This window comes from Dongia sp. P2_B8 (genome assembly GCF_056404715.1).
In genome coordinates, this window is the sequence record NZ_JBFUDM010000003.1 from 297,690 (window position 1) to 323,126 (window position 25,437).

General features: G+C 60.2%; 28 protein-coding genes and 1 tRNA gene. 17 read left to right on the forward strand and 12 right to left on the reverse strand.

Going from position 1 to position 25,437, the window contains the following annotated elements; all coding sequences use genetic code 11:
- The first annotated feature begins 44 nt into the window (after positions 1–44).
- The 4 genes from AC1DWZ_RS08990 (at position 45) to AC1DWZ_RS09005 (ending at position 3,278) form a co-directional block, all read left to right on the forward strand.
- Complete coding sequence (locus AC1DWZ_RS08990; RefSeq protein ID WP_477168542.1) at positions 45–386, forward strand: ArsR/SmtB family transcription factor; 342 nt, start codon at positions 45–47, stop codon at positions 384–386.
- 37 nt (positions 387–423) lie between these two features.
- Positions 424–1,701 carry an acyl-CoA desaturase gene (locus tag AC1DWZ_RS08995; RefSeq protein WP_477168543.1) on the forward strand — a complete coding sequence of 426 codons (1,278 nt, stop codon included), beginning with the start codon at positions 424–426 and terminating at the stop codon, positions 1,699–1,701.
- Positions 1,702–1,816: 115 nt separating this feature from the next.
- Entirely contained in the window at positions 1,817–2,269 is a 453-nt protein-coding gene (locus tag AC1DWZ_RS09000) for a hypothetical protein (RefSeq protein WP_477168544.1), read from the forward strand.
- Between the two features lie 85 nt (positions 2,270–2,354).
- Positions 2,355–3,278: a DMT family transporter gene (locus AC1DWZ_RS09005; protein ID WP_477168545.1), complete on the forward strand. Its 924-nt coding sequence runs from the start codon at positions 2,355–2,357 to the stop codon at positions 3,276–3,278.
- Here AC1DWZ_RS09005 and AC1DWZ_RS09010 read toward each other — a convergent pair.
- The 6 genes from AC1DWZ_RS09010 to AC1DWZ_RS09035 form a co-directional block, all read right to left on the reverse strand.
- Positions 3,216–4,598 carry an RsmB/NOP family class I SAM-dependent RNA methyltransferase gene (locus tag AC1DWZ_RS09010; protein WP_477168546.1) on the reverse strand — a complete coding sequence of 461 codons (1,383 nt, stop codon included), beginning with the start codon at positions 4,596–4,598 and terminating at the stop codon, positions 3,216–3,218. The genes AC1DWZ_RS09005 and AC1DWZ_RS09010 overlap by 63 nt on opposite strands.
- A 180-nt stretch (positions 4,599–4,778) precedes the next feature.
- Entirely contained in the window at positions 4,779–6,257 is a 1,479-nt protein-coding gene (guaB, locus tag AC1DWZ_RS09015; protein ID WP_477168547.1) for an IMP dehydrogenase, read from the reverse strand.
- 179 nt (positions 6,258–6,436) lie between these two features.
- Positions 6,437–7,345, reverse strand: coding sequence for a nucleoside hydrolase (locus tag AC1DWZ_RS09020; protein ID WP_477168548.1), 909 nt, complete (start codon positions 7,343–7,345; stop codon positions 6,437–6,439).
- A 93-nt stretch (positions 7,346–7,438) separates the two neighbouring features.
- Entirely contained in the window at positions 7,439–7,897 is a 459-nt protein-coding gene (locus tag AC1DWZ_RS09025; RefSeq protein WP_477168549.1) for a GFA family protein, read from the reverse strand.
- 63 nt (positions 7,898–7,960) lie between these two features.
- The gene (locus tag AC1DWZ_RS09030) at positions 7,961–8,698 is read right to left on the reverse strand and encodes an RlmE family RNA methyltransferase (RefSeq protein ID WP_477168550.1); all 738 of its coding nucleotides are present in this window, start codon (positions 8,696–8,698) and stop codon (positions 7,961–7,963) included.
- A gap of 33 nt (positions 8,699–8,731) precedes the next feature.
- Complete coding sequence (locus AC1DWZ_RS09035) at positions 8,732–9,838, reverse strand: Ppx/GppA phosphatase family protein (protein ID WP_477168551.1); 1,107 nt, start codon at positions 9,836–9,838, stop codon at positions 8,732–8,734.
- A 345-nt stretch (positions 9,839–10,183) separates the two neighbouring features.
- On the opposite strand from AC1DWZ_RS09035, the gene AC1DWZ_RS09040 reads away from it, so the two are divergent.
- From AC1DWZ_RS09040 to AC1DWZ_RS09050, 3 genes are all read left to right on the forward strand, one after another.
- Positions 10,184–10,257 (forward strand) — tRNA-Gln (locus AC1DWZ_RS09040).
- Between the two features lie 657 nt (positions 10,258–10,914).
- Positions 10,915–11,409, forward strand: coding sequence for a cupin domain-containing protein (locus AC1DWZ_RS09045; RefSeq protein ID WP_477168552.1), 495 nt, complete (start codon positions 10,915–10,917; stop codon positions 11,407–11,409).
- A gap of 40 nt (positions 11,410–11,449) precedes the next feature.
- A complete protein-coding gene (locus tag AC1DWZ_RS09050; RefSeq protein WP_477168553.1) occupies positions 11,450–12,724 on the forward strand; it encodes an MFS transporter in 1,275 nt (424 codons plus the stop codon).
- Positions 12,725–12,729: 5 nt separating this feature from the next.
- Here AC1DWZ_RS09050 and AC1DWZ_RS09055 read toward each other — a convergent pair whose 3' ends face one another.
- From AC1DWZ_RS09055 to AC1DWZ_RS09075, 5 genes are all read right to left on the reverse strand, one after another.
- Entirely contained in the window at positions 12,730–13,335 is a 606-nt protein-coding gene (locus AC1DWZ_RS09055) for a DNA-3-methyladenine glycosylase I (protein ID WP_477168554.1), read from the reverse strand.
- Between the two features lie 26 nt (positions 13,336–13,361).
- Entirely contained in the window at positions 13,362–13,649 is a 288-nt protein-coding gene (locus AC1DWZ_RS09060; RefSeq protein ID WP_477168555.1) for a YciI family protein, read from the reverse strand.
- Positions 13,650–13,661: 12 nt separating this feature from the next.
- Positions 13,662–14,258 carry a TetR/AcrR family transcriptional regulator gene (locus AC1DWZ_RS09065; RefSeq protein WP_477168556.1) on the reverse strand — a complete coding sequence of 199 codons (597 nt, stop codon included), beginning with the start codon at positions 14,256–14,258 and terminating at the stop codon, positions 13,662–13,664.
- Positions 14,259–14,397: 139 nt separating this feature from the next.
- Positions 14,398–16,488, reverse strand: a complete 2,091-nt coding sequence (locus tag AC1DWZ_RS09070) for an adenylate/guanylate cyclase domain-containing protein (protein ID WP_477168557.1) — start codon at positions 16,486–16,488, stop codon at positions 14,398–14,400.
- Positions 16,488–17,378, reverse strand: coding sequence for a LysR family transcriptional regulator (locus tag AC1DWZ_RS09075; RefSeq protein ID WP_477168558.1), 891 nt, complete (start codon positions 17,376–17,378; stop codon positions 16,488–16,490). Before AC1DWZ_RS09075 ends, AC1DWZ_RS09070 begins: the two co-directional genes overlap by 1 nt.
- Positions 17,379–17,549: 171 nt before the next feature.
- Between AC1DWZ_RS09075 and AC1DWZ_RS09080 the strand changes: the two genes are divergently transcribed.
- From AC1DWZ_RS09080 to AC1DWZ_RS09115, 8 genes are all read left to right on the forward strand, one after another.
- Positions 17,550–18,395 carry a 3-hydroxybutyrate dehydrogenase gene (locus AC1DWZ_RS09080; RefSeq protein WP_477168559.1) on the forward strand — a complete coding sequence of 282 codons (846 nt, stop codon included), beginning with the start codon at positions 17,550–17,552 and terminating at the stop codon, positions 18,393–18,395.
- A gap of 14 nt (positions 18,396–18,409) precedes the next feature.
- Positions 18,410–19,507 carry a patatin-like phospholipase family protein gene (locus AC1DWZ_RS09085; RefSeq protein WP_477168560.1) on the forward strand — a complete coding sequence of 366 codons (1,098 nt, stop codon included), beginning with the start codon at positions 18,410–18,412 and terminating at the stop codon, positions 19,505–19,507.
- Between the two features lie 196 nt (positions 19,508–19,703).
- The gene (locus AC1DWZ_RS09090; protein WP_477168561.1) at positions 19,704–19,973 is read left to right on the forward strand and encodes a BufA1 family periplasmic bufferin-type metallophore; all 270 of its coding nucleotides are present in this window, start codon (positions 19,704–19,706) and stop codon (positions 19,971–19,973) included.
- Between the two features lie 175 nt (positions 19,974–20,148).
- Positions 20,149–20,787 (forward strand): hypothetical protein, encoded by a 639-nt coding sequence (locus tag AC1DWZ_RS09095; RefSeq protein ID WP_477168562.1) that lies wholly within the window; start codon positions 20,149–20,151, stop codon positions 20,785–20,787.
- Positions 20,788–20,811: 24 nt separating this feature from the next.
- Positions 20,812–21,291: a DoxX family protein gene (locus AC1DWZ_RS09100; protein ID WP_477168563.1), complete on the forward strand. Its 480-nt coding sequence runs from the start codon at positions 20,812–20,814 to the stop codon at positions 21,289–21,291.
- A gap of 10 nt (positions 21,292–21,301) precedes the next feature.
- Positions 21,302–21,466, forward strand: a complete 165-nt coding sequence (locus AC1DWZ_RS09105) for a hypothetical protein (RefSeq protein ID WP_477168564.1) — start codon at positions 21,302–21,304, stop codon at positions 21,464–21,466.
- Positions 21,466–22,326 (forward strand): MNIO family bufferin maturase, encoded by an 861-nt coding sequence (bufB, locus tag AC1DWZ_RS09110; RefSeq protein ID WP_477168565.1) that lies wholly within the window; start codon positions 21,466–21,468, stop codon positions 22,324–22,326. The genes AC1DWZ_RS09105 and bufB overlap by 1 nt, the downstream gene beginning before the upstream one ends.
- Positions 22,310–23,077, forward strand: coding sequence for an HvfC/BufC family peptide modification chaperone (locus AC1DWZ_RS09115; protein ID WP_477168566.1), 768 nt, complete (start codon positions 22,310–22,312; stop codon positions 23,075–23,077). Before bufB ends, AC1DWZ_RS09115 begins: the two co-directional genes overlap by 17 nt.
- Before the next feature lie 61 nt (positions 23,078–23,138).
- On the opposite strand, the gene AC1DWZ_RS09120 is transcribed toward AC1DWZ_RS09115, so the two are convergent.
- Positions 23,139–24,032 carry a LysR family transcriptional regulator gene (locus AC1DWZ_RS09120; protein ID WP_477168567.1) on the reverse strand — a complete coding sequence of 298 codons (894 nt, stop codon included), beginning with the start codon at positions 24,030–24,032 and terminating at the stop codon, positions 23,139–23,141.
- A 149-nt stretch (positions 24,033–24,181) separates the two neighbouring features.
- On the opposite strand from AC1DWZ_RS09120, the gene AC1DWZ_RS09125 reads away from it, so the two are divergent.
- Together AC1DWZ_RS09125 and AC1DWZ_RS09130 are read left to right on the forward strand one after the other, a co-directional pair.
- Positions 24,182–24,733, forward strand: coding sequence for a carboxymuconolactone decarboxylase family protein (locus AC1DWZ_RS09125; RefSeq protein WP_477168568.1), 552 nt, complete (start codon positions 24,182–24,184; stop codon positions 24,731–24,733).
- A 36-nt stretch (positions 24,734–24,769) separates the two neighbouring features.
- Entirely contained in the window at positions 24,770–25,381 is a 612-nt protein-coding gene (locus AC1DWZ_RS09130) for a glutathione S-transferase family protein (protein ID WP_477168569.1), read from the forward strand.
- Positions 25,382–25,437: the final 56 nt, after the last annotated feature.

Consider the following 25,437-nt stretch of genomic DNA (forward strand, 5'->3'; position numbering starts at 1 on the left):
CGTTATTGTGAAATTAGCAAATTAGCTAATAGTGATTATTGCCCATGTCCCTCGACAAAATATTCGAAGCCCTGGCTTCGCGCCCGCGCCGGGAAATCCTCGCCTATCTCTCGGCGACGGAGCTCAGCACCTCGGAACTTGCCAAGCGCTTTGGCATGAGCGCACCGACGATTTCGCGACATCTCTCAATCTTGGAGAATGCCGATCTGGTCACAAGCAGCCGCCAGGGGCAATTCGTCCTTTACAAGCTTAACTCGGACAATCTCGTCAACAATCTGACGGGCTTTGCCTTCGAGCTTTGCCCGGTGGGTGGTCCGTTGAAGCGTGAATCACGGAAAATCGCCGCCGAAAAAAGCAAAGGGGCACAGAAGAAACGGCCAGCCTGAAGTTTTGGGAAGTCGCGCTGCCATATAGGGGAATTCGATGTCGAACATCCTTGAAAGCCTGAAAGGCCACCGCATCTCCGTCACCGATCTGGCAAGTGTCTCGGACGGTGAGGTGCGATTTTCACCGGTAAAATCTTTCTGGTTCTTTGGCATGGCGACAAGTGCGCTCGTCGGCGGCGCCATCTTCTTCACCTGGTCGGGCCTGTTGCTATTTTTCGGCGCGACCGGCGCGGTATTGCTCCTCGGCCATTCCCTCGGCAGCCATCGCAAGCTTATCCACAACAGTTTCGAATGTCCGAAAGCGCTGGAGTATTTTCTGGTCTATATGGGTGTGCAGGTCGGGCTTGCAGGTCCGATCGGTCTCCTGCGGGCTCATGAGTTGCGTGACTTTGCGCAGCGCCTGCCGACTTGCCACGATTATTTGCGGCACGGCAGCAGCTTCTGGAAGGATGGCTGGTGGCAGCTCAATTGCGAGCTCAGGCTCGCCAACCCACCGAAGGTCGCGATTGAGCCGCGCATTGCACAGGATCGCTTCTATCAATTCCTGGAAACCACCTGGATGCTGCAGCAGCTGCCACCGGCGCTGATCTTCTATGTTTGGGGCGGTTGGAGTTTTGTCTTCTTCGGCGTTTGCGCCCGCATCACCGCCGGTGTCTTTGGCCATTGGCTGATTGGCTATTTTGCGCACAACGATGGCGATATGCATTTCGAGGTTGCAGAGGCAGCCGTCCAGGGTCGCAATATCCGGCTGGCGTCACTGCTCACCATGGGCGAATGCTGGCACAACAATCATCATGCCTATCCAGGCTCGGCGCGCCTCGGTCTCTTTGCTGGCGAGTGGGATCCCGGCTGGTGGATGCTGGTGTTGCTGCATCGTTGTGGGCTGGCCTGGAATTTCAGGCTGCCGGAAGATTTGCCGCCGCGGGCTGAACTGATGGGTGCAGATTGTTTGGGGAACATGCGCCTGCGTTCGGCGCTGCGGATCCTGCCACGGCAGCATCTTGCCATCGCGCCAATCTGGCGGGTGATGAAGGAAGACCGGGTGAGCCTCCGTCTTGAATGGCCGGCGACGTTTCTCAGCCGTCGCTCAATGACGCGCTTGCTCGGCCAGGATATCGAGCTGCATGTCGATCCCGCCCTGGATAGCTTGATCGTCCGGTGCCGCAACGAAACCATTGTCGGGTTGCCGGCCGTGTGCCTGGCGCTGGCGCAGCGCGGCCGTTTCGGCTGGCTGATGGCCGTTGCTCTGCTGACGCCAGCCATCGTGCTGGAGAATGCCCGCCAGGCGATGGTCTTCGAGCCCAAGCAGGCATGATATGCCACTGCAGAGTTTTCTGGAGAGGCGGAATGCTGCGGATGTGCTGATGGCCTTTCGCGCCACAATGGGGCTGGATAGCACATATGATTCGGCACCGACCTGGCCTTTCAGAATGGGCCCGCTCACCTTGGCCGTGCCGAACTTCTCTTGGCGACGTGCAGCCATTCAACAGCACGACCTCCATCATCTTCTCACGGGCTATCCATTTGATATGCGCGGTGAATGCCAGGTCGCGACCTGGGAGTTCGCCGCAGGGCCCTATGCGCATGCGGGCGCCACGGCGCTCATTCTGCCTTTGGTTCTGCTGGGTTGCCTATGGTCACCGCGGGCAATTTGGCGGGCCTATCGCAAGGGGCGTCGTGCCCGCAGCCTTTATACGCCGGAACTGCGGAATATCGCGCTCGACCTGTCATTTGAAGAACTGGTGGCGAGGACCCAGGATCGGCACCGGCCTTCCTCCAGGATGAGCGACGCCTTCGGATTTTCTGGTCTCTTGGCAAAATCCGCTGCTCTTTGGCTGACGCCGATTGCAGCCTGCCTCATCGGCCTTCTGTATCTCTTTTGATCAACCGGTGACGAAGATCGCAATCTTCGGATAGCCGCGACGTCCCATTCCTGGCATTTCTCTCCGTGAGATACAGGGGGAATTCATGAATCAAACGACCGCGCCGCGCATGGCCACGCAAGATTGGGTCTTGCTGCTGACCCTGTCGCTTATCTGGGGTGGCGGCTTCATTTTTGCCAAGATTGCCGTGTCGGAGGTGCCGCCACTTACCATGGCGCTGCTGCGTGTCACCTTGGCAGCGGTCACATTGCACCTGGTTCGCCTTGCCCTGCGGGTGGCGGCGCCGCGCGATCTCGTCTTCTGGCGCGACGCTTTCATCATGGGGCTGCTCAACAACGCCATCCCGTTCAGCCTGATTTTCTGGGGGCAGCAGGCGATAGGCGCCGGTCTGGCCTCGATCCTCAATGCGACGACACCGCTCTTCACTGTGCTGGTGGCACATGTCTTTACGGCGGATGAGCGCGCTGGACCGGCGAAGATCCTCGGCGTGTTGGCCGGCATAGCGGGGGTAGCGGTGATGATCGGCAGCGATGTGATGGCGGGCCTGGGGGACCATTTATGGGCGGAATGTGCGGTGCTGGCGGCGGCCTTGTCCTATGGCTTTGCCGGCGTGTTCGGACGCCGGTTCAAGGCACGGCCGCCTTTGGTGGTGGCAAGTGGCCAGCTGACCGGCAGCAGCTGCTGGCTATTGCTGCCGGTGTTGCTGCTGGACCGGCCCTGGCTGGGAACATTACCGAGCTTCCGCGCGATGGGGGCGATCATCGCTCTGGCACTGTTCTCGACGGCACTCGCCTACGTCATCTTCTTCCGCATTCTGCGCCGGGCGGGATCGACCAATCTGTCGCTGGTGACCCTGCTCATCCCGATGAGCGCACTGCTGCTTGGCGTTCTCTTCCTGCATGAGGTGATCGAGCCCCATCACCTTGTCGGGATGGGGCTGATCGGCTCAGGCCTCGTCATTCTTGATGGTAGGCTCTGGCGTGTCAGTCGCGCTGCCTTCGGGTTTTGACACCGGCTTCACGCGCTCCATGACCGCGACGAAGAAACCGTCGGTGCCGTTGCGCAACGGCGTCAGCGAGAGCGTGGGACCGTTGGCAGGACAGTCCGTGCCGATGACGCTCTGCCAGACCTCGGCGACCGGTACCTGAACGAAGTCAGGGTGCTTCGCAAGGAAGTCGGTGACCTGGCCGTCATTCTCTTCGGCGAGAAGCGAACAGGTGGCATAGACGAGGCGCCCGCCCGGTTTCACCAGGCGCTGGGCGGAATCAAGGATGCTGGCCTGCAATGTCACGAGACGCGCAAGGTCTTCCGGAATGAGGCGCCATTTGGCGTCCGGATTGCGGCGCCAGGTACCGGTGCCGGAGCAGGGGGCGTCGACCAGCACGCGGTCGAAGCTGCCGGCATGGCGTTTCACCCAGGGATCGCGTTCGCTCTCCAGGCCTTTGCGTTCGACATTGAAGGCACCTGCGCGCTTCAAGCGGTCGCCAGCGCGCTCGACGCGGCCTTTCAACGTGTCGCAGGCGAAGATCTTGCCCTTGTTCTTCATCGCAGCGGCGATGGCGAGTGTCTTGCCGCCGGCACCGGCACAGAAATCGACCACACGCTGGCCGGGTCGTGCATCAACCAGCAAGGCAGCCAGCTGCGAACCTTCGTCCTGGACCTCGATAAGGCCGTCCTGGAAACATTTCAGCGAGCCCAGCGGGGGACGGCCCTCGACTCGCAGACCCAGCGGCGATAGCGCGGTCGGCGTTGCCACGATGTCGACCTCGCGCAGGGCCTCGATCGCCTCTTCGCGGGTAGCTTTCAGCGTGTTGGTGCGGATGTCGGTGGCGGCTTCCTCAACCTGCGCTGCCATTTCCTGCTCGAAGGCCTGGCTGAAGCGGCTGACCAGGCTGGGCTCGATCCATTCCGGATATTCGAAGCGTACCCATTTCGGCTGCTGGCCGTGCTTGAAATCGGCGTCTTCCAGGAAGCCGGCGAAGTTGCGTTCGGTGCGGTTGAAGGGCTTCGGACGATAGTCGCCGCCATCGAAGCTGCCGGCAATCTTGTCCGCGGTCCAGCCATCGATCAAAGCCAGCTTGGCGATGATGCGGGCGCGTTCAAGTTCCGGCAATGGCTGCTCGGACTCGAAGCGACCGATCCACCAATCGAGCTTGGCCTTCTGCCGGAGGACCGCATAAGCGTGATCAAGGACGGCACGCCGGTCGGAACCACCGATATAGCGCCGGTTGCGGAAGAAAGCCGCCGCGGTGCGGTCGGCAGGTGCACTGCCGCCGTGAATGGCGGCCAGCAATTCGATGGCCGCTTGAATGCGGGCGCCGGGAGTCATGTCGTTCGTTCCATATCAATATCGTTATGAGCGGCCGCCCAATTTCTCCCTCGCCCCGCGATAGTGGGGAGAGGGTTGGGGTGAGGGGCGCTACACCGGATCTGAACCAACCACCCCTCACCCTGCCCTCTCCCCGCAAGCGGGGCGAGGGTTCAAGGGAGCAAGGAGCGATCGGTCGCCTTACATATTCTGGCGATAGTTCGGGGCTTCGCGGGTGATCTGCACGTCATGCACGTGGCTCTCCTGGAGCCCGGCATTGGTGATGCGCACGAAGCGGCACTTGGTCTGCATGTCGGCGATGGTGCCGTTGCCGGTATAGCCCATGGCGGCCTTGAGACCACCGACCAGCTGATGAATGACGGTGCCGGCCGGGCCCTTATAGGCGACGCGGCCCTCGATGCCTTCGGGCACCAGCTTCAGATTGTCGGAGACTTCTTCCTGGAAATAGCGGTCGGCGGAGCCGCGCGCCATGGCACCCAGCGAACCCATGCCGCGATAGGATTTGTAGGAGCGGCCATTCAGCAGGAACACTTCGCCCGGTGCTTCGTCGGTGCCGGCCAGCAGCGAGCCCACCATGCAGCAGTCGGCGCCGGCGGCAATCGCCTTGGCGACATCGCCGGAATATTTGATGCCGCCGTCGGCGATGACGGGGACGCCGGCCTTGTGCGCACGCTCGGCCGCATCGGTGATGGCGGTGAGCTGCGGGACGCCGACACCGGCCACGATGCGCGTGGTGCAGATCGAGCCCGGCCCGATGCCGATCTTGATGGCATCCGCACCCGCATCGATGAGCGCCTGCGCGCCTTCGGCGGTGGCGACATTGCCGGCGATGACCTGGGCGATGTTGGAAAGGCGCTTCACGGCGGTGACGGCCGCAAGCACGCCGGCCGAATGGCCATGGGCGGTATCGACGACGACGACATCGACACCGGCCTCAAGCAGCGCCTCGGCACGATGCAGCCCGTCGGCACCGACACCGGTCGCCGCCGCGACGCGCAGGCGACCATTCTCGTCCTTACTGGCATGGGGATAGGCCTGGGCCTTCTCCATGTCCTTCACCGTGATGAGGCCGATGCAGCGATAGAATTCATCAACCACCAGCAGCTTCTCGATGCGGTACTGGTGGAGCAGCTTGCGGGCCTCGTCGCGGTTGACGCCAGGCTTCACCGTGATCAGGCGTTCCTTGGTCATGAGGTTGGCGACCGGCTCGTCCATATGTGTGGCAAACCGGACATCGCGGTTGGTGAGGATGCCGACCAGCTTGCCGCCGAGCTTGCCGCCTTCCGCCCGCTCGACCACCGGAATGCCGGAGATCGAATGCGTGGCCATGAGGTTGAGCGCATCAGCCAGCGTCTGGTCGGGATGGATGGTGAGCGGGTTGACCACCATGCCGGATTCGAAACGCTTCACACGACGCACTTCTTCGGCCTGGCGGGCGATATCCATGTTCTTGTGGATGACGCCCATGGCACCGTTCTGGGCCATGCAGATCGCCATCTTGGCTTCCGTCACCGTGTCCATGGCGGAAGAGAGGAGGGGGATATGAAGGTTGATGCGGCTGGTCAGCCGCGTCCCGGTATTCGCCTGCGCCGGCAGCACGAGCGAGTGCGCGGGTTCCAGGAGAACATCGTCGAAGGTAAAAGCATCACGGATTTGCATTGCACCAACCATGTTTGGGCGACATGGCCTTTGGTACGGCCCTGTCCGGATATGAAAAACCGCCCCTTTGTGGAGGCGGTCTTGGTTGGCGCCYCATCATACAGATTGAGCGCAATCTCACAAGCCTTGAGGGTCTGCGCCAGACGCTTACCGGGGATGCGCGCAGGGTGGTTCCACGGCTATTGGAAACGCGCTGCCAGGAAATCGAAAATGGTATCCGGATCAGGGGCTTGCAACAGGCGGTGCGGGGTCCTATCCAGCGATGGCTGCCAGGTGAGGGCGCCAAGGCGCGGCGATTGGCCGGTCTCGACGCGGAAATGCGCAAAGCTCGCCTCGAACAGATCGGGGCGCAGCAGATAGACCATGACCAAGGGATCAAAGAGCGCATCGGCCTTCGATTCATGGACATAGGACCGCAGCAGGCCGGCAACGTGACCAGCGACCCTGCTGCCGGCGGCCTCGATCCGGGCGATGCGTTCCGGCGTGGCACTGACCGGCCGCGCCGTTTCAATGGTGACGAGGGTGATGGGGACACCGCTCGTGCAGACGATATCGGCCGCTTCCGGGTCGAGCCAGAAATTATACTCGGCATGGGGCGTCGCATTGCCGCCATCCGGCCTGGTGGCGCCGCCCATGACGATCATTTCCTTGATGCCGCGCCGGGCATCGGGATGACCCTGCAGCAGCCTTGCGATGTTGGTGAGAGGTCCAAGGGGGGCCAGCGTGACGCTGCCGGGTGCGGCCTTCCCCAGGACCCCCGCCATCCAGCCCACCGCATCGGTGCCGTCGATGGCGCGCGAGGGTGGGGCGAGGCCAATGCCGCCCAGCCCATCCGGCCCATGCACGCCCCAGCCCTTGCGCGCGTAATGCCGCGTCAATGGTTGCGCTGCACCCACATGAACKGGAATGTCGGCGCGATCGAAGACGTCGAGAATGCGGACCGCGTTCTCGGCGCACGCACTGACCGGGCCGTTCCCCAGCACGGCGGTCAGGCCGAGGATGTCGATCTCCGGTGCGGTGAGGGCCAGCCAGATGGCGATGGCATCGTCGATGCCGGGATCCGTGTCAATCAGGAGGGGAAGGGTCATGCAGGCGGGCTGTGATCGCAATGAAAGGTGCGGCGAGTTTAGCTATCGCGCCTGTGCGGTCAACCTGCGCTGTCAATCTGGCTCGGAATTACTTTATGGCGATTCAGGGCCTTCGTTCGGTGCCTCCCGCGGTGCGGTAGCCGGGCGGTCCGCATCATAAAGGTGCGGCCCGTGCTGCAACGGCGGTAACCAATTCTCGCGCCGCTTCACCCAGAGTTCGTAGGTGGGCGTGAAGACGCTGGTATCGTCGAACGATCCGAACATCAGCTCGACCTCGTCCTGGCCGTCATATCGGTCATAGACCGGCGAGCCGCAGGCAGCACAGCTGTAGCGTCGCCCATCGCCTGAGGATTTGAACATGATGGTGGGGGCCGAGCTGAGGGTAACTTGGTCAGCCTGGTAGATCGCAAAAGCACCGAAGGGGGCGGCGAGATGCTTGCGACAGGTCATGCAATGGCAGAGGCTCACGCGCGATGGCGTGCCGCGGGCCGTAAAGCGGAACGCACCGCACGCACAGCCACCATGCAGCTCTCGATCTGTGAGGTTGTTCATGCTGCATCTCCGTCTCGTTTCAGGAGGAAATGCGGCAGTTGCGCGTTGGTTCCGGAATCCCAGCTACTTCCGGAATCCCTGGGCCACGACGTAGATCTCGGCGGAATCCTTGCGGCTGGCATCGGGTTTCACATGGCGCACGCTGCCGAAATGCTTCTTCAGCTGGGCCAGCAATTCGTTGGTGGCGCCGCCCTGCAGCACCTTGGCGATAAAGGTGCCGCCCGGTGCCAGAACTTCGCAGGCGAAGGCCAACGCCGTTTCAGCAAGATCGATGATCTTCAAATGGTCGGTCTGGGCGTGCCCGGTTGAGGACGCGGCCATGTCCGAGAGCACGACGTCGGCTTCGCCCGCGAGCAGTGCCTTCAACTTGTCGGGTGCCGAGGCATCCATGAAATCGAGTTCGATGATGGTGGCGCCGGGAATAGGTTCGACGAATTGGAGATCGATGCCGATGACCCTGCCGCGGCCATCGGCGGAATGAACGCGGTCGACGGCGACCTGGGTCCAGCCGCCCGGGGCTGCGCCGAGGTCGACGATGCGTCCGCCGATCTTGAAGAAATGATATTTCTCGTCGAGCTGCAGGATCTTGAAGGCAGCGCGCGAGCGATAGCCGCGTTTCTTCGCTTCGGCCACATAGGGGTCGTTCAGCTGCCGGTCGAGCCACAGGGTCGAGGAGAGTGTACGTTTATGGGCCGTCTTCACGCGGGTCTTGAGACCGCGACCGGTAATCGAGCCTTCGTCGCGCGTGCCGGACCGCTGCCCGCCACCGCGCTGGCCGCCGGCCCCTTTATTGTTACGCATGGGGATGATCACGCATATTGAAGCTCCAATTCATCAAAATTCGCTGGCGGCGACGAGGTCCGCTGTGGGCAGGTCGGCAGCCCCCAGGTCGGGAATAGCAAGTGTCGCTGGTTCGCCGCGTGTGAGTGTCGAAGCCAGATTGTTCGGCTCGTCCATATCGGCATCGTCGCCATAGACGGTGTCCGGTGCGGTTCCGGTCATCAGGCTCATCAGAATGCCCTCGCGGACACCGCGGTCGGCGACACGCAAGGTGCCCACGGGCCAGATCTTGCAGATCGCCGACAGGATGGCGCAGCCGGACAGCACCAGATCGGCACGTTCGACACCGATGCAAGGCAGCGTGGCGCGGCCACGGCAATCGCGGCGCGCCAGATCGCTGCTGATGCGCTCGACATCGCCAAAGCGCAGGAATGAGCCGTCGACCAGGCTGCGCTCATAGCGCGCCAGGCCGAGCTGGATGCCTGCCAGCGTCGTCACTGTGCCCGATGTGCCCAGCATCTGGACGCCGCCTTCGCTGATCAGCCTGCCGGCACCGATGGCGCGGCGGAAGGGATCGAGTTCAGCTGCCACCTTGTCGGCCATGCGGCGGTAGAAGGCCATGGGATTGTCGCCGGCTGGCGCCTCGGCGCCGAATTCCTCGGTGAGACTCACCACGCCGAATGGCATCGAATGCCAGGCCACCATGTGCGGTGGCCGACCGGGCTTGAGGCGCAGCCAGCCCAGTTCCGTGGAGCCGCCGCCGATGTCGAATACGATGGCTTGAGCCACGTTGCGATCGAGGAGCGGTGTGCAGCCCTTGAAGGCGAGGTCGGCTTCCTCACCGGAGGTGATGATGTCGAGCGCGATGCCGGCCTCTTCGCGCACACGATCGACAAAGCCGCCGCAATTCTCGGCCCGGCGGCAGGCTTCCGTTGCCACCGCACGGGCGAGGCTCACCCCGCGGCGCTCCATCTTGGCGGCACAGATTTTGAGGGCCTCGACGGTGCGGTCCATGGCTTCGGCAGACAAGCGCCCGCTCTGCGAGACACCCTCGCCCAGCCGGACGATGCGCGAAAACGCGTCAATGACCTGATAGCCGCCAGCACCCTGCCGGGCAATCAGCAGCCGGCAGTTATTGGTGCCCAGGTCCAGGGCGGCCATGATTTGACCGGGCTTAGCCGCACGCGTACGCCATAGCGCAGGTGCCGGCGACCCGGATAATGCACCGTTCACGCGTAATGCTCCTCTGCCCCGATGGGTTAACCCACTGAAAAGGCGCAAATAATCTAGATCGCAGCCAGATGGATCGACCCTTGCCGGGTATCATCGCCAAACATCCTACATGCATCGGAGCCCAAGATAAAGTTTAGGGCCGGCCGTCGTCAGGACCGGTGCGGGCGCGGATCGGGCAAGCCCTGGATAGAATGCTTGAACTTGCCAGCCGCCGGCATTATGTTCCGCCCGCTTTCGGCCCTTCCGGCGCCGCCGGACACGGCAGCAGCCTGTTGGGGGATCGTCTAACGGTAGGACAGCGGACTCTGACTCCGCCAGTCTAGGTTCGAATCCTAGTCCCCCAGCCAAAAACCCACCTAAGTTATTGATTATTTGAGAGAAAATGAACGTGCCCGATATCAGTCGGCGCGAGGCTCTGGCTACCTGCTGGCTAGTCCACCTTTTCTTGAGCAGCGCCCGTCCGGACGGGGTTGATGGTACTCAAACACAATATCTGGCCGCGCGGCACTCGGTTCCATTTCCGCCGGAAGTTGACTTCCGATACAGCGGCGTAGTTCGGCCGGACTGAGATCATTTGTTCGCTGCGCACCAGCAACGCGAGCCTGGCCGCTAGTCGGGCGTGCCATGCTCAAGGCCATCGTGGAAAGTTTGGATGGTACGGCAGCACGCTCCCGACGTGAAATCCCGCCCTATCTGTTGGACACGGAAGCTACCCGAATGAGACAGGGAATGGAGATCCTGGATGAGTTGGAGGCAACTGTCCGCAAGCTCGATACGCAGCCTTAGCGTCGCGGTCCGGGACAAGATCATCGCGCGCTAGGATGCGACCGCCATGGAAGCGGCCCTGGCGAATTCGCGCTGATTGCAGAGATCGGGCTCGATACTTCCACCTATCGGATCTATAGCCAGTCGGCATTTTCCCGATGACGGATTATCCACGATCCTCTCCATGTCGCCAAGGTTCATGAAGTGCCTGGCAATCCAAGTCACATGGAGAATGAGTCATGATTTCCCTTGAGAGAAACCGCCGGAATCTCTGGCGCAAGATATCAATGGCGGCCCTCGCCGCCGGAATTTCGATGGTGGCGGCAAGTGCCGCGGAGGCTGGTTCGTGCCCAGCCAACCAGATGGGCATCGACGTGACCAAGCCGGGGCCAATGGAGCCGAAAGGCGTCACTGACAACGTGCTCGCTACCACCGACCTGTCGAAAGAAATGGTAGCGCTCGGCGACCATCAATTCCGTCTGCGCCGCCTGGAAGTTCAGCCCGGCGGGATCGTTCCATGGCATGCCCATGCCGATCGCCCTGCGATGATCTACGTGGTCAGCGGCACCGTCATTGAGCACGCAAGCAATTGTGCCGTGCCGATCGTCCACAAGGCTGGCGACGTGGCGCCGGAAACCCACGTCACCTCGCACTGGTGGGAAAACACCGGCAAGAAGAAGGCCGTGCTGATTTCGGTCGATATCCTGCACGATGCCAGCGACATGAATATGTAAGACCACCGACATGCAGGTGGCACCCGTCCGCCTGCATGAGATGCGTGATGCCGGGACCGTCCCTCTCGGCGTCACGCGTCTTCTTTTGCCTTTGGAGCAGGCAATGAATATGCCATCAGAACTGCCGATATCATCTCTGGAGCGAAACGCAGCGCTTATATCGAGTATCTATAGGCTCATCGTCGTCGGCCTGATCGCCTTCCTTACCCTTGTCGACCTTTTTGCGACGCAAGCGATTTTGCCAGCTCTGGCAGATGCCTATCGCGTCAGTCCGGCTGCGATGAGTGTAGCCGTCAACGCAAGTACCTTCGGCATGGCTGTCGCAGGATTGGCCGTTGCCCTGTTCAGTCGCCATCTCAATCGGCGACGGTGGGCCGTCATGAGCCTCATTGTCCTCTCCGTTCCGACCTGCTTCCTGGCCTTTGCGCCGGATTTGACGGTCTTCACCGTATTGCGTGTCATCCAAGGCCTGTGCATGTCGGCGGCCTTCAGCCTGACACTCGCCTATCTCGCGGAGCAATCCGGACCCAGGGATATAGCTGCGGCGCTCGCCGCCTACGTAACAGGGAATGTGGCCAGCAATCTCTTCGGTAGGCTGATGTCAGCAACGATTGCAGACCATTTAGGTCTTGCCAGCAATTTCTACATTTTTGCCGGACTCAACCTGGTGGGTGCGCTGCTCACGTATCTGACCTTGACGCGTGCCCAACCCATGGTCGCCATGAACGAAGCCACCAGGGGTGCCATGCTGGTATTGCGTGACCATCTCTTCAATCCGCTGCTGCGTGCCGCCTTTTGTCTTGGCTTCCTCATCCTGTTTGCCTTCATCGGGACGTTCACATACGTCAACTTTGTCTTGGTACACCCACCCTTCAGTGTTCACCAGATGCAGTTGGGGCTGGTCTACTTCGTCTTCGTGCCCTCAATGTTGACCACGCCGCTGGCTGGTCTCGCCGTCGTGCGTTTCGGTGCTCGGCCTTCTTGCCTCGCGGGTCTTGGTGTCGTTTTGCTTGGTCTGCCATTGCTCCTGACCTCGTCGCTGCGCCTGGTACTGATCGGCCTTTGCCTCATCGGCGCTGGGACCTTCTTTGCACAGGCGATTGCGACCGGGTTTGTCGGGCGGGCCGCCAAAAGCGACCGCGGCGCAGCGGGAGGTCTTTATCTCGCCAGCTATTTCCTGGGGGGCCTTGCCGGTAGCTTTTTGCTCGGTCAATTGTTCGGTGCATGGGGGTGGACAGCCTGCGTGGCGGGAATCGCCGCATCCATCGTGGTCGGCTTGATGCTGGCGAACAGGATGGTACTGCCGCGTGTTTGAATGGGCTAAGGGAGGCGAAATGTCTTACGCGCTCTTAAAACTTTGCTGCGGATGATGCAGTCCTCGGCGTGATCGTTGACCAATCCCATTGCCTGCATGAAGGCATAGACCGTGGTAGGGCCAACAAATTTCCAGCCGCGCTTCTTGAGTTCTTTAGACAATACAATGGAATTGGCCGAGGTGGAGACGGTCTGCGGAGCGCTATGAACGTTTGGTTTCGTTTCAAAACGCCATAGGAAGGCCGCGAGCGATCCTTCCGATTTCACCAGTTCCTTCGCCCGTTTCGCATTGTTTATGGTTGCCTCGATTTTGCCCCGATGGCGGATGATGCCTTCGTCAGTGAGGAGGCGAGTCACATCCCTTTCGGTGTAGCGAGCGATGCGATCGAAGTCGAAGCCATGGAAGGCATTCCGAAAATTCTCTCGCTTGGCAAGGATCGTGCGCCAGCTTAGACCAGACTGGAACCCTTCCAGGCACAACTTTTCGAATAGGCGTCGATCGTCGCTGACCGGAAACCCCCATTCCCTGTCATGATAGGCAAAGAACTCGGGCGCGGCCGCACACCAGCGGCAACGCGGTTTACCATCCGGTCCTGGAATTGTGGAACTCATGGCTCTCCTCCGCTATCAGGATATCTTTAACCGAGCAGGAAATTGAGGCGCGAGTCGACCCGCGACGGCGCGATTTCAAGGATTTGGGCATCAACGACATTTGCGGCGACAAAAGGATCATCGGCTACGCGAGCTTCAAGATCAGATTGAACTATGTTGTGAGCGATGATGGCACCTCCCCGATTGGGCTGCAGGCTGCCTGCCATTAGGAAGACGCCATCATCGAACCCGCGCTGGAGCCAATCTTTATGGCCCCGCATGTACTGTCCCGCATCACCCTTCTTATCGCCAAATGTTAACAAAACGACGTACATACAGATCCCCTCCTATGATTTGCGTGTCCGCCGCGGCATTTGAGCCTTGTTGAAAATCTCATGGAGCCAAGCTTCAAGGTCGGCGACTTCTCGTCGGATGAAGGCCTCGTCCTTGAAGGCATTTGCCAGCGTGGCGATGCCCTGGCTGCGCGCAAGAAGATGGAGCGCCAGCGCATCAGCATCTTTGCGCCCCAAGATGTTGAACTGCCGAGAAAGCCAGACGCGGAACAGGGAAAACAATTTGGCCGCATCATCCTGCGCGGCGTGGTCGAGCTTTGTAAGTTCCGTCGTCAGCGTACCAATCGGGCAGCCATAGCGTTTGATATCTGCGCGGTTGGCGATGAGGATGTGAATGAAACTCCGTACTCTTGCTTGCGGTGTCTCACCGATTTCTTCCCAGTGATCCAGCATGGCCTGGGTTTTCCGGAGTCGCGCCGAAATGACGGCATCCAAAATCTCGTCCTTCGTCCGGAAATGATAATAAAAATTGCCTCGCGATATCTGCACCGCGCCCGCAATGTCGGCAAAGGAAGTATGCTCGTATCCCTGCTGATAAAAGAGACCGTCAGCAGCGGCAACGATCTCTGTGCGTGTGGCGTTGGCGCTCATGTTTGGTTTCACCCAGAAATTAGGACGGTTGCCCTAAGTATTCTATTAGGGCAACCGTCCTAATTTGTCAACACATCAGAGCCGATTTCCTCGTTGTGAACTCGCGGCTTCGGGTCGTGGGATTTGCGTAGAATGGCGCCTATTTACTCATCGCGACCGCAATCCCGGCCCATGTGTCCGGGGGTGGCACGCGGAGATACTCCTGGCAGCGCTCGATCATGACTTCCGATGGACCGTCGCCACCTCGACTACGATCTGTCATTTCGAAAAATTCGGCAGCACCCTTCCAGTCGCGCTCAAAATACGCGTCTAGGCCCGCCTCGTAGTTCTTTATCCAAACTGGTTTAAGGTCTTCTCCGGCAGCTGCACCGACAAGCTCATAGATCTCGATACCGTGCTTGCGCCCATAGACAGCGACGCGATCGAGCTTCCGAAGCACAAAGCCGTCGCCGAGTGCTGCCGCGGTGTCTTCGCCGATGAGAATGTCCGTGCGATATTTCTTGTTGAGTGCTTCAAAGCGACTGGCAACATTTACGGTATCGCCGAGGGCGGTATAGTTGAGACGGTCGTGCGAACCGATATTGCCGACCAGAGCCGGCCCGGTGTTTATGCCGATCCTGAGGCCAGGCCGTGCGGTGAGGCCCCAGACATTCTCCTCCAGCATACGATTGAAGCGATCACGGCATGCCAACGCGGCCCGGCAGGCTGCCTGTTCGGGTGTTTCATGGGGTCCTGGGGCGTTCCAGAAGGCCATGACCGAATCGCCGATAAACTTATCTATCGTCCCGCCTGTCGCGTGGATTGCCTGAGACATGTCATCGAGATGGGCCCCCAGAAAGGAAACCATTCGATCGGGGTCGGATTCCGTGAGCCCTGTGAATCCCGCGAGATCGCTGAACAGCAACGTCAACTGTCTACGCTGACCGCCAAGCTTTGCCTCGATACCTTCGCTCACCAGTGTCTTTACCAGATCCGCTGGCAGGTATTTGCGGAAAGAGCCAAGGCCAGCGCTCATCTGGACCAGGCTGCGGGAGAGCTGGTCGAATTCGTGCAGGTAAGAATGCTCGTATCTGACGGCATGCAAGTCAAAGCCGCCGATCGCACGTAGCTGCTTGGCAATGCCCGCGAGCGGGCGTGTCACCAAACGATCGGCGACGAGAAACGCGCTGCCGGCGACCAATACAGCCAGGATGGCGACAAGCACATAAAGTCTGTGGGTAGCCGCCGGAATGTCGCCGAGAATGTCCGCCGTTGGGATGGCAATGACGAGCGACCAATCCTGGTAGGGCAGGCGGGAGATATTGAGATAGTAGTCTCGCCCCGTCAGTGGATCGCGTCCCATCATGCTGCGTGGCGCCGTCAACCCTGCGAGCGCCTCCGGCTGGACGTCCATGTCCGCGGAGACGGCGCGCCGCCCTGAATCATGGGTGTCATTGAGCGGCTCCCAGCCGTTCTCAGTCAGGACTTGCCCATCCGGCGCCAGGATGAAGGCTTGGCCGCGTTGCGTGATTTCCAGGCGATCGACGAACTTCGCCAGGCGCGATAGATCAATGCTGACCGCTAGGACGCCGATATAGCGGCTATATAGGGTCAGCTTGCGCGATATGGTGATGGCCGGATGATCGCCAGTGGGAAAAGTCTGGCTTTCGCTCCAGACGGCGCCGTCTTGCGGTTGGGCAGCCTTGTACCAGGATTGTGCCGTCGCATCGAAGTCGCTTGGCGTTTGTGTCCGCGTCTGGAACAGAATGTCACGATCCGTGGTCAGATAGCTGTCGACCCGGAAATTGTTTGTCGCAGTGGCCCCGCGCTTCACTTCGGCCATGCGGATGTTGTTGTCGGCGTCCTTCCGGGCGCCGAAGAAGCTGCCGTCCGGCCAGCCAAAGGATACCCAGGAGAGATCGGCGTTGGACTGCAGCAAGGACAGGAAGACGAACTCGCGCTTCGCTTCGTTGTCGATCCGGATCACATCCTGGAAGAACACCGTATGCAGCGAAGAGAGGGCCGATTCTGCACTATCGACCTTGCTTTTTATGTCGCGTGTGACGGAACTGGTGATACGGCTATTGATCTGCGTCACGAGTTCGGCCGCATTCCGATCGGCGCTCCGCTGCCAGTTGAAATGGACCAGCCCCGCGATCAGGAAACAGCCTGCTGCCATGAGCAGGCCGAGTGCTACGCGCGCGCTCAGGCCTTTCGCATCCGTGCTACCGAGAGGGAACGCCGTCGACATCACAGGCCCAACTGCTCCGGCCATTTATGATGGTCAATCGCCTTAACGAAAGTCTGTACGGCCGGGGAGAAGCGCCTGCCCGCGACACTGATCAGATAGACTTTGCGCGTGACTTCCGGATCGATGACCCGGCGGATGCAGAGGCCTGGAAGAACCGGAGAAAATTCGGGAATGAAGCAAATGCCCATGCCCGCCATGACCATGGTCTGGATCCAATCCTCGCGCTCCGAGCGATAGACCTCTTCCAACATCACCATGCGTTCGGTCAAGATGTTGTCGAGACGTTCGTAATACTCGCAGTTGACGCGGGCGAGGTAGGATTCACCGCCGATCTCCTTGATCGGCACAGCTTCGAATTGTTCGTAGCGGTGGCCGGGCGGGAAGGCGACGGCGAAATGCTCTTCATAGAGCAGCCGTGTGGTCAACCTTTCGTTCTCGCCTTCCGGCGCCGTCATGATCGCCACGTCCAGGGCGCCGGACATCAGCAACTCAGTCAGTTCCTCCGGAACGCCCTCGATCAAGCTGACATCGACACCGGGATGATCGGCGCGAAAACGCGACAGGAATCCGATGAACCGCATGGGTCCAATCGTGCACATGACCCCCAGCTTCAAGGGGGCGTCCTTGAGATGTAGGAAACCTTTGGCGGTGGTCTTGGCCTGCTCGCTTTGAGAGAGGACAGCCTCCAATTGCGGGCGTACCAGATGCCCGAGATCGGTGAGGTGGGTCAGTTTCCGCTCGCGCCGGAACAGCAGCCCACCCAGCTCCTCTTCGAGCTTCTGCACGGCGCGGGTCAGGGCGGGCTGAGTGACGTTACATTGTTCCGCCGCACGCGTGAAATTGAGAGTCGTACAGACGGCCAGGAAGTAGCGGATTTGATGCATTTCCATAATAGGTTTTTCCCCTGCCAATACGCCCTTGGGCTCGAACCGACTATACCTTGCGTGCATGGAAGGGGCGATGCTGATGCGGCATTGAATCCATAGGGACCTGGCATTTCCTGGCTGGCGTGGTTTCCACCAGATTGGCGTCATTCCAATCCCTTTTTAGGAAATGCCCATATGAACACGCTCACCCCCGAAGGCGTAGGGCCGGAGGCCAGCCCGGCGACCCTGGCCAGCCGAGCCCTTTCCGGCCGCGTTGCCATCGTCACAGGCTCCACCAGCGGGATCGGCCTTGCTATCCTGGAGGAACTTGCCAAGGCAGGTGCCCATGTCGTGATGAATGGGTTTGGCGATGCCACAGAGCTGGCGGTGGCAGCACGGCGGGTCGCTGCCACGCATGATGTCGATATTCCCTTTCACGGTGCGGATATGAGCCACCCAGCCGAAATTGCTGACCTTGTCTCGACGACAGAGGCCCGGTTCGGCCGGGTGGACATCCTGGTCAATAATGCCGGAATCCAGCACGTGGCGCTGATCGACGAGTTCCCGGTCGAAAAATGGGATGCCATTCTGGCCATCAACCTCTCCTCGGCCTTCCATGCGACGCGACAGGTACTGCCGGGGATGAAGCGCCGCAGCTTCGGACGAATTATCAACATTGCCTCAGCGCACGGGCTGGTTGGGTCGCCCTTCAAGGCCGCCTATGTGGCAGCAAAACACGGTGTTCTGGGCCTCACCAAGGTGACGGCTCTTGAAACGGCCGAAGAGGGCATCACGGCGAACGCCATCTGTCCCGGCTATGTCTGGACGCCGTTGGTCGAAAAGCAGATCGCGGCGCAGGCCATGTCGCACAACATCGACCGTGCGGCAGTCGTCCGCAACGTTCTCCTGGCGCAGCAACCGAACAAGCAGTTTGCCAAGGCGAGCGAGATTGGCGCCCTCGCTGTCTTCCTGGCTGGGGAAGCTGCACGATCCATTACCGGAGCCAGCCTGTCCGTCGACGGTGGCTGGACGGCACATTGAAAGGAGACATTGTCATGAACACCTTGTCCTCGCCGATGCGCCGTGCCGACGATGCGGCGACCGCCAGCAGGCCGACCTCTCACGACGTAGCAACGCGCCGGATCAACCTCGCTCTTCAGGGCGGGGGTGCTCACGGAGCCTTCACTTGGGGCGTGTTGGATCGCCTCTTGGAGGACGATCGCATCGAATTCGATGGGATATCGGCGACCTCTGCAGGCGCCATGAATGCGACTGTGATGGTCTACGGCTATCAAGAGGGCGGCCGGGCCGGAGCCAAGGCGGCGCTCGCCAATTTCTGGCGCCGGATTGCTCACGCGGCCAGTCTTTCGCCGTTTCAGGCGACTTGGTGGGACAAGATCACGGGCAATCAGGCGCTGGAGAGCTCGCCTTCCTTTATGTGGCTCGATTTCGTCTCGCGCATCATGTCGCCCTATCAGCTCAATCCGATGAACTGGAATCCCCTGCGCGAGGTCTTGTCGGCCTCGGTCGATTTTGAGGCATTTCGCAGCCGACCGCAGCCGATCAAACTGTTCCTGTCGGCGACCAATGTGCGAACCGGGAAGGTCAAAGTCTTCGACGGTAAGGAAGTATCTGCCGACGCGGTCCTTGCCTCCGGCTGCCTCCCTTTCCTGTTCCAGGCCGTCGAGATCGATGGCGAGCATTATTGGGATGGCGGCTATATGGGCAATCCGGCCATCTTCCCGCTCATCTACAATACAGACAGCGCCGATATGGTCGTGGTGCACATCAATCCCATGACCCGAGAGGAGCTGCCGAGAACGGCCAGCGAGATCATCAATCGCATCAACGAAATCAGTTTCAATTCATCCCTGATGCGGGAAATGCGAGCAATCAACTTTGTCAGTAAGCTGATCGGCGAGCACGCGGACCATGATGATCCGACGAAGGATCTCAAACGACTGCATATCCACTCGATTTCCGCCGAGCAGGTCATGCAGAAGCTCAATGTTCTCTCCAAGTTGAACGCCGACTGGGATTTTCTGCTCGATCTCAAGGAAACAGGTCGGTCCCATGCCGATGCCTGGCTTGCCGACAATTTTGACGCACTCGGTGTCAGGTCCAGCGTCGACATCGCGCAGACCTACCTGTAAGGCATATAGCCCGATCATTGAAACGCCCGGTATCTCAATGCCGGGCGTTTTTCTGTGCATATGGGGTGACTGCGATCGATGCCCGCACGTCATCGTTTCTGTGACGAAGCGGCATTTTAGATCTTCCTTGCCCTCAGAAATACTGCTGATGACGGCGAGGTGGTCTCGCCGCTCTTACAGTCATCAGGAGACAAAGATGAAGATCACCAATGCCAGCTTGTTTGCCGCCGCGACAGCCGCCGTTAGCCTCATGAGCATCGCCGCCGCCAATGCCGGCCCGGCCACACCGCCGTCCTATGAATTCGAGAAATGCTTCGGTGTCGCCGCTGGTGGCCAGAACGATTGCCAGACTGCGACCAACTCCTGCGCTGGTTCGGTTGCCGCGGGCGGGCAGGGCGATGCCTGGGTGTTCGTGCCGAAGGGCGTTTGCAACAAGATCAACGGCGGCAGCCTCGAGCCGAAGTAACCGACCGCTATCCCGGCGAGGATGACCTTTCGGGCATCCTCGCCGCCTTCCCCTCTCTATGTCTCAGGTGCCGGAATTGTCTCGTTCCCTGCAGTTTCGCCATTGCATCCATCAAGGCCCATCTGACGGTGATGTAACATCGATCGTTGCCGCGATTCGAGGCGATGCCTGCGGTTTGCGACCGTCATCCCGCGCCGTTGATGCCGTGGTCGTGTTCCGGAAAGTTGCTCGTGTCATCGGGCCCAAGCACTTGGCAGAGCTGTGGCAGGCCCATCGTAGCGAGGGTCGCCTCGAAGCGCGAGATCCGCGCGCCTTTGCCGCTTTCCTGGCTGGCCAAGATGTCGGTCGAGAGCATCCCGCATTGGCCGATCTGGCGCGGCTCGATCTTGGGCTGTTTCTGGCCGGGCTAGAGGATCGCGAACCAAGTATCGGTGCCTGCTGCCTGCCTGCCGATCTGATCCAGGGACATCCGGACCTCATGCTGCGGCTGCAGCCAAGCTTCCGCTATCTTAGCCTGTCCTACCCCGTTCATCACTGGGCTGCCACGGATACCGATTTGCCGAACGCGCCTGCCAGCCAGTCCATCCTTCTGCGGCTTACTCCCGATCGATCTGATGATATTGCAGCCGTTACCTATGAAACGCTGCCATCTGCTCGCTTTGCTTTCGAATCCTCTCTCGCTCGCGGCCGAACCCTTGCCGCAGCAACGAAATTGGCGGCGCTCCAGGATTCAGCCTTTGACGGCACCAAGGGCGTCGCCTCGCTGATCGAAGAAGGTGCCATCGCCGATGTTATCCTGCACGCAAAGCTCTGATTCCATTCTATGAAGGAGACTAACATGACGATGCTCATGCAAGCCGAAGGCTATACACGCTCGTCTAGCCTGACCCATAAAGTACGCCGACTCTATGATCGCCTGGAATACCTGCCGCTCAGCCTTTTGCAGCTTATGGCGCGCATCAGCATGGCCACGATTTTCTGGCGCGCCGGACAGAGCAAGCTGGCCAATTGGGATCTCACCCTCCAGCTCTTTGCGAGCGAATACAAGGTGCCCATCCTGCCACCGGAGCTTGCGGCACCTCTGGCAGCCAGCGTTGAGCTGACGACCCCGGTTCTACTCGTCCTGGGCCTCGCCACGCGCCTAGCCTGCCTGCCGATGATCGGTATGACCCTGGTTATCCAGACCTTCGTCTATCCGCAGAGCTGGGTCGAACACCTTACCTGGATGACGTTCCTGTTGCTGCTGCTGACCCGCGGGCCGGGCGTCATGTCGCTGGATCATCTGGTCAGGCGCATCTTTGATCATCGTACCAAATAGGACAATCGCCATGAAGCAGCATTATCCAGCATCCAAGGAAGACGCCTTGCCACACGTGGCGTTCCTGATCGAGGTGCGCAGCCGCGTTCGGGTAGCTCTGCAATGGCTCTGGGCCTATGCAGCCTATCAACGCGGCGCGAGGCTGATCAGCCCGCCTACTAGCGCGGCAGATTGATGATGATGCCGTCCAACTCCATGCGCACGGGCATCGGCCTTCGCGTGACACACCATCAAGCCATTCGAGAGCAAAAGCTTACGATCGGCTTCCTGGAGGCGCATTCTGAGAACTATATGGGCGGCGGCGGCGCCAGGGAGGTCCTGCTCGGCGTTCGCGACTGCCATCCGATATCATTGCATGGCGTAGGCCTGTCATTGGGAGGTGCCGAGCCGATCGACGGTGTGCATTTGGATAGATTGCGGGACCTGACGGAAGTGGTCGACCCATTCCTTGTGTCCGAGCACATCGCCTGGTGCCGAATGGATGGGGTCTACCTCAACGATCTGCTGCCCTTGCCATATACCGAAGAGGCGCTAGCGATCTTGGCCGACCATGTCGATCAAGTCCAGAACCAGCTCAAGCGCAATATTCTGATGGAGAACCCGAGTGCCTACATCGCTTTCACTCACTCGCCTATCCCGGAAGGTGCCTTCATGGCGGAGTTGGCCCGTCGCAGCGGTTGTGGATTGCTGCTTGATGTCAATAATCTCCACGTCAATGCTCACAATCTCGGAGTTTCACCGCAAAGTGTGATGGCCGCATTGACGCCCGGTACGGTCGCCGAAATCCATGTGGCGGGACATCACATCGCCGAGCAGAATGGGCGCCGCATATTGATTGATGATCATGGCGGCACGGTTGCCGATCCCGTCTGGCAGCTCTATCGTGAGGCTGCATGCCTCTTCCCTGAAGCCGTCACGCTGGTTGAATGGGACAGCAATATCCCGGACCTTGCTGTCTTGGTGGCCGAGGCGGCCAAAGCTGATGCGATGCGCCAGGATGCATTGATTGAGGCAAAATATGACCGCGCTTGTTGATCTGCAACGACAGATGGTGGCGGCCATTCGAGGAACCGGCTGCGACTCCTTGATGGATGTTGTCAGGCCAGAACATCTGCCGGAAGGTGACCCACTCAGCGTCTATCGCAATCATCATCGAATCAGCCTTTGTGCTGCACTCGCCATGACGTTCCCGACGGTCTCCTTGCTTATCGGGGAGGAAGCGTTTCGTGTGCTTGCCTCGCGATTCTTGCAGTGCCAGCCGCCTCTCCAACCTTGGCTGGCGGAATATGGCGCAGCTTTTGGCGAGTACCTTGATGGCGAGATGTTGGTGAAGAGTTTACCCTATCTTGCCGACATAGCCAGATTGGATTGGGCCATCAACCGGGCGACGACTGCACCTGACGCGGTGGCTCTGGATGCGGACCTATTGAGTGTGCTGACCCCTGATCAACTGGCTGAGCTCTCTGTCAAGGCGCATCCGAGCCTCACTCTGCTCTGGTCCAATTTCCCGCTGCCGGACATCTATCGACTAGCGCATGGTGGCGGGGATGCCGGAGCGATAACGCTGGATAGCGGTGGCGCTCGGTTGATGGTGTGGCGACACCACAATGCCACAATGACGGCATCCGTTTCCCGGCAAGCGTTTGAAGCCCTGAAAGTTCTGGCGTGTGGAGGGCAGATCCTTTCTGCGTGCGAGCAATTATCGCAGGCAGAATTGCCGGCGTTCTTCAGCAGACACATTCTAGCTGGCGGCTTCGTCGAGCATGCGTCGGGCGAAGTAGCTTAGCACGATCTGGCGCGCCCAAATGTTGCCTGATGTCCTGGTCCCGGATTCTGTGCCGAATCCGTCACGCAAGCTTTGCGCGCAGCCTGGGTATCGCGAAGTCGAGGAAGGCTCGCATTTTGAGAGGCAGGGCGCCTTGAGCGACGTGGACGAAGTGAATCGGCCAGGCGGGCGGTTCGAATTCTTCCAGGATCGAGACGAGCGCCCCCGCGCCCACAGCCTTGGCGGCCTGGTAGGAGAGCACGCGGGTGATACCCGTGCCAGCGACCGCGGCGTCGATCGCCGTCTCCGCGGTGGTGACGCTAAGGCGCGTGCGAACACGGACCGGCATTTCGTGCTTGCCATCGTGGAAGTTCCAGAACTTCGATGGGGCAATGTTTTCAAAGCTGACGCAATCGTGATGGACGAGATCCTCGAGAGTCATCGGTGTGCCGCGACGCTTGAGATAGTCAGGACTGGCATAGGTTGAGCGTCGGGTCGCACCGAGGCGTGTCGCCACCAGATTGCTGTCGGGTAGATTGCCGATGCGCAAGGCGGCATCGATATGGTCTTCGACGAGGTTCGAGAGCCGGTCGCCCAGGATGAGGCGCAGCGTGATGTCCGGAAAGACGTTCAGGAAATCAGTCACCACCGGCAAGATATGGATGCGCCCGAAGACCAGCGGCGCAGTCACGGTGAGTTCCCCCTTGGGCGTCACGTATTCACCGGCCACTGTCCGCTCGGCTTCCTCGACTCGCCCCAGGATTTCCTTGGCGGCTGCGACATAGGCGCGGCCGGCTTCGGTCAGCTGCACTTTGCGGTTGGTGCGGGTAAGGAGGCGCGCGTTGAGATGCGCCTCGAGATCGGCAACCTTGCGGCTGACGGTGGCGAGAGGCGCCCCCAATTGGCGGGCTGCCGCGGACAGGCTGCCGACCTCGGTCACCGTCACGAGGAGCGCCATCGCCTCCAGCCTATCCATGCCATTTCCTCAATACCTAACCTCCCATTTTTTGGGAGGATTGTTCCTAAAATGACAATCTACCGCAAATTATCGGGAGGATCTAGCTTCCGGGTAGATGACGCGTTCGGGAATTCTTCGCCCGCCTCATCCCCCAACTGGAGGCTCTCATGTCACGCATTCCGACCCCCAACACCATCGCCGACGCGTCTGCCGCTTCGCAGTCCCTGCTTGAGGGCGTCAAAAAGAAGTTCGGCATGGTGCCCAATATCTTCAAGCTGATCAGCAACAGCCCGACCGCCCTCAAGGGCCATCTCGATCTCGCCGACACGCTGGGCAAGGGCGCCTTGCCGCCGCAGACCCGCGAGCGCATCGCGCTTGCCGTCGCGGAGATCAATGGCTGCGAATATTGCCTCTCGGCCCACACCTATACGGCCAAGAATCTCGCCAAGCTCGACGACGCGGAAATCACTGCCAACCGTAGTGGCCGCTCCAACGATTTGAAGGCTGATGCCGCCGTCAGCTTTGCAGCACTGGTAGCCCGCTCGCGCGGCCAAGTAAGCGAAGCTGACATCGCCACGGTGAAGGCTGCCGGCTATGACGATGGCCAGTTGCTCGAGATCGTGCAGCATGTGGCCCTCAACACCTGGACCAATTATGTAAACGAGGTGTTCAAGACCGAGATCGACTTCCCGCGCGTCAATTTGCGCGATGCCGCCTGACCCTTCCTTTCCTCATTCTCTTTAGGAGACGCAATCATGAAACTCTATCATCATCCGCTGTCGGGACATTCACACCGCGCGCGCCTGTTCTTATCGCTGCTCAATGTCCCGCACGAACTGGTCCTCGTTGACCTCGCCAAGGGGGCTCACAAGGCGGCGGATTTTCTGAAGCTCAACCCGTTCGGCCAGGTGCCGGTGCTGGACGATGACGGTACGATCGTGACCGATTCAGTCGCCATCCTGATATATCTCGCAAAGAAACTGCGGCGCAGTGACTGGTTGCCGGAACAACCACTGGCCGCCGCGAAAGTGCAGAAATGGCTGTCGGTCGCCGCCGGCGAAATCGCTTACGGCCCAGCGGCAGCACGCCTCATTACCGTGTTTGGCGCAGGCTTCCGGCCGGAGGAAGTGCTGACACGGGCGCACAATGTGCTGAAGCTGATTGATGCCGAGTTGACGCAACGGGATTTCATTGCTGGAACGACGCCGACCGTTGCGGATGTCGCCCTCTACAGCTACATCGCCAGCGCGCCGGAAGGGAATGTCGACCTCTCAGGATATCCTCATGTGCGGGGCTGGTTGGCGCGGATCGAAGCCCTTCCCGGATTCGTCGCATTCCAGAAAACGCCCGTTGGTCTGGCGGCGTAAAGATTGAACCGGCACGGGGCGCAGGCTTGGCCTTCGTCCCGTGTTACTCTCGCAGA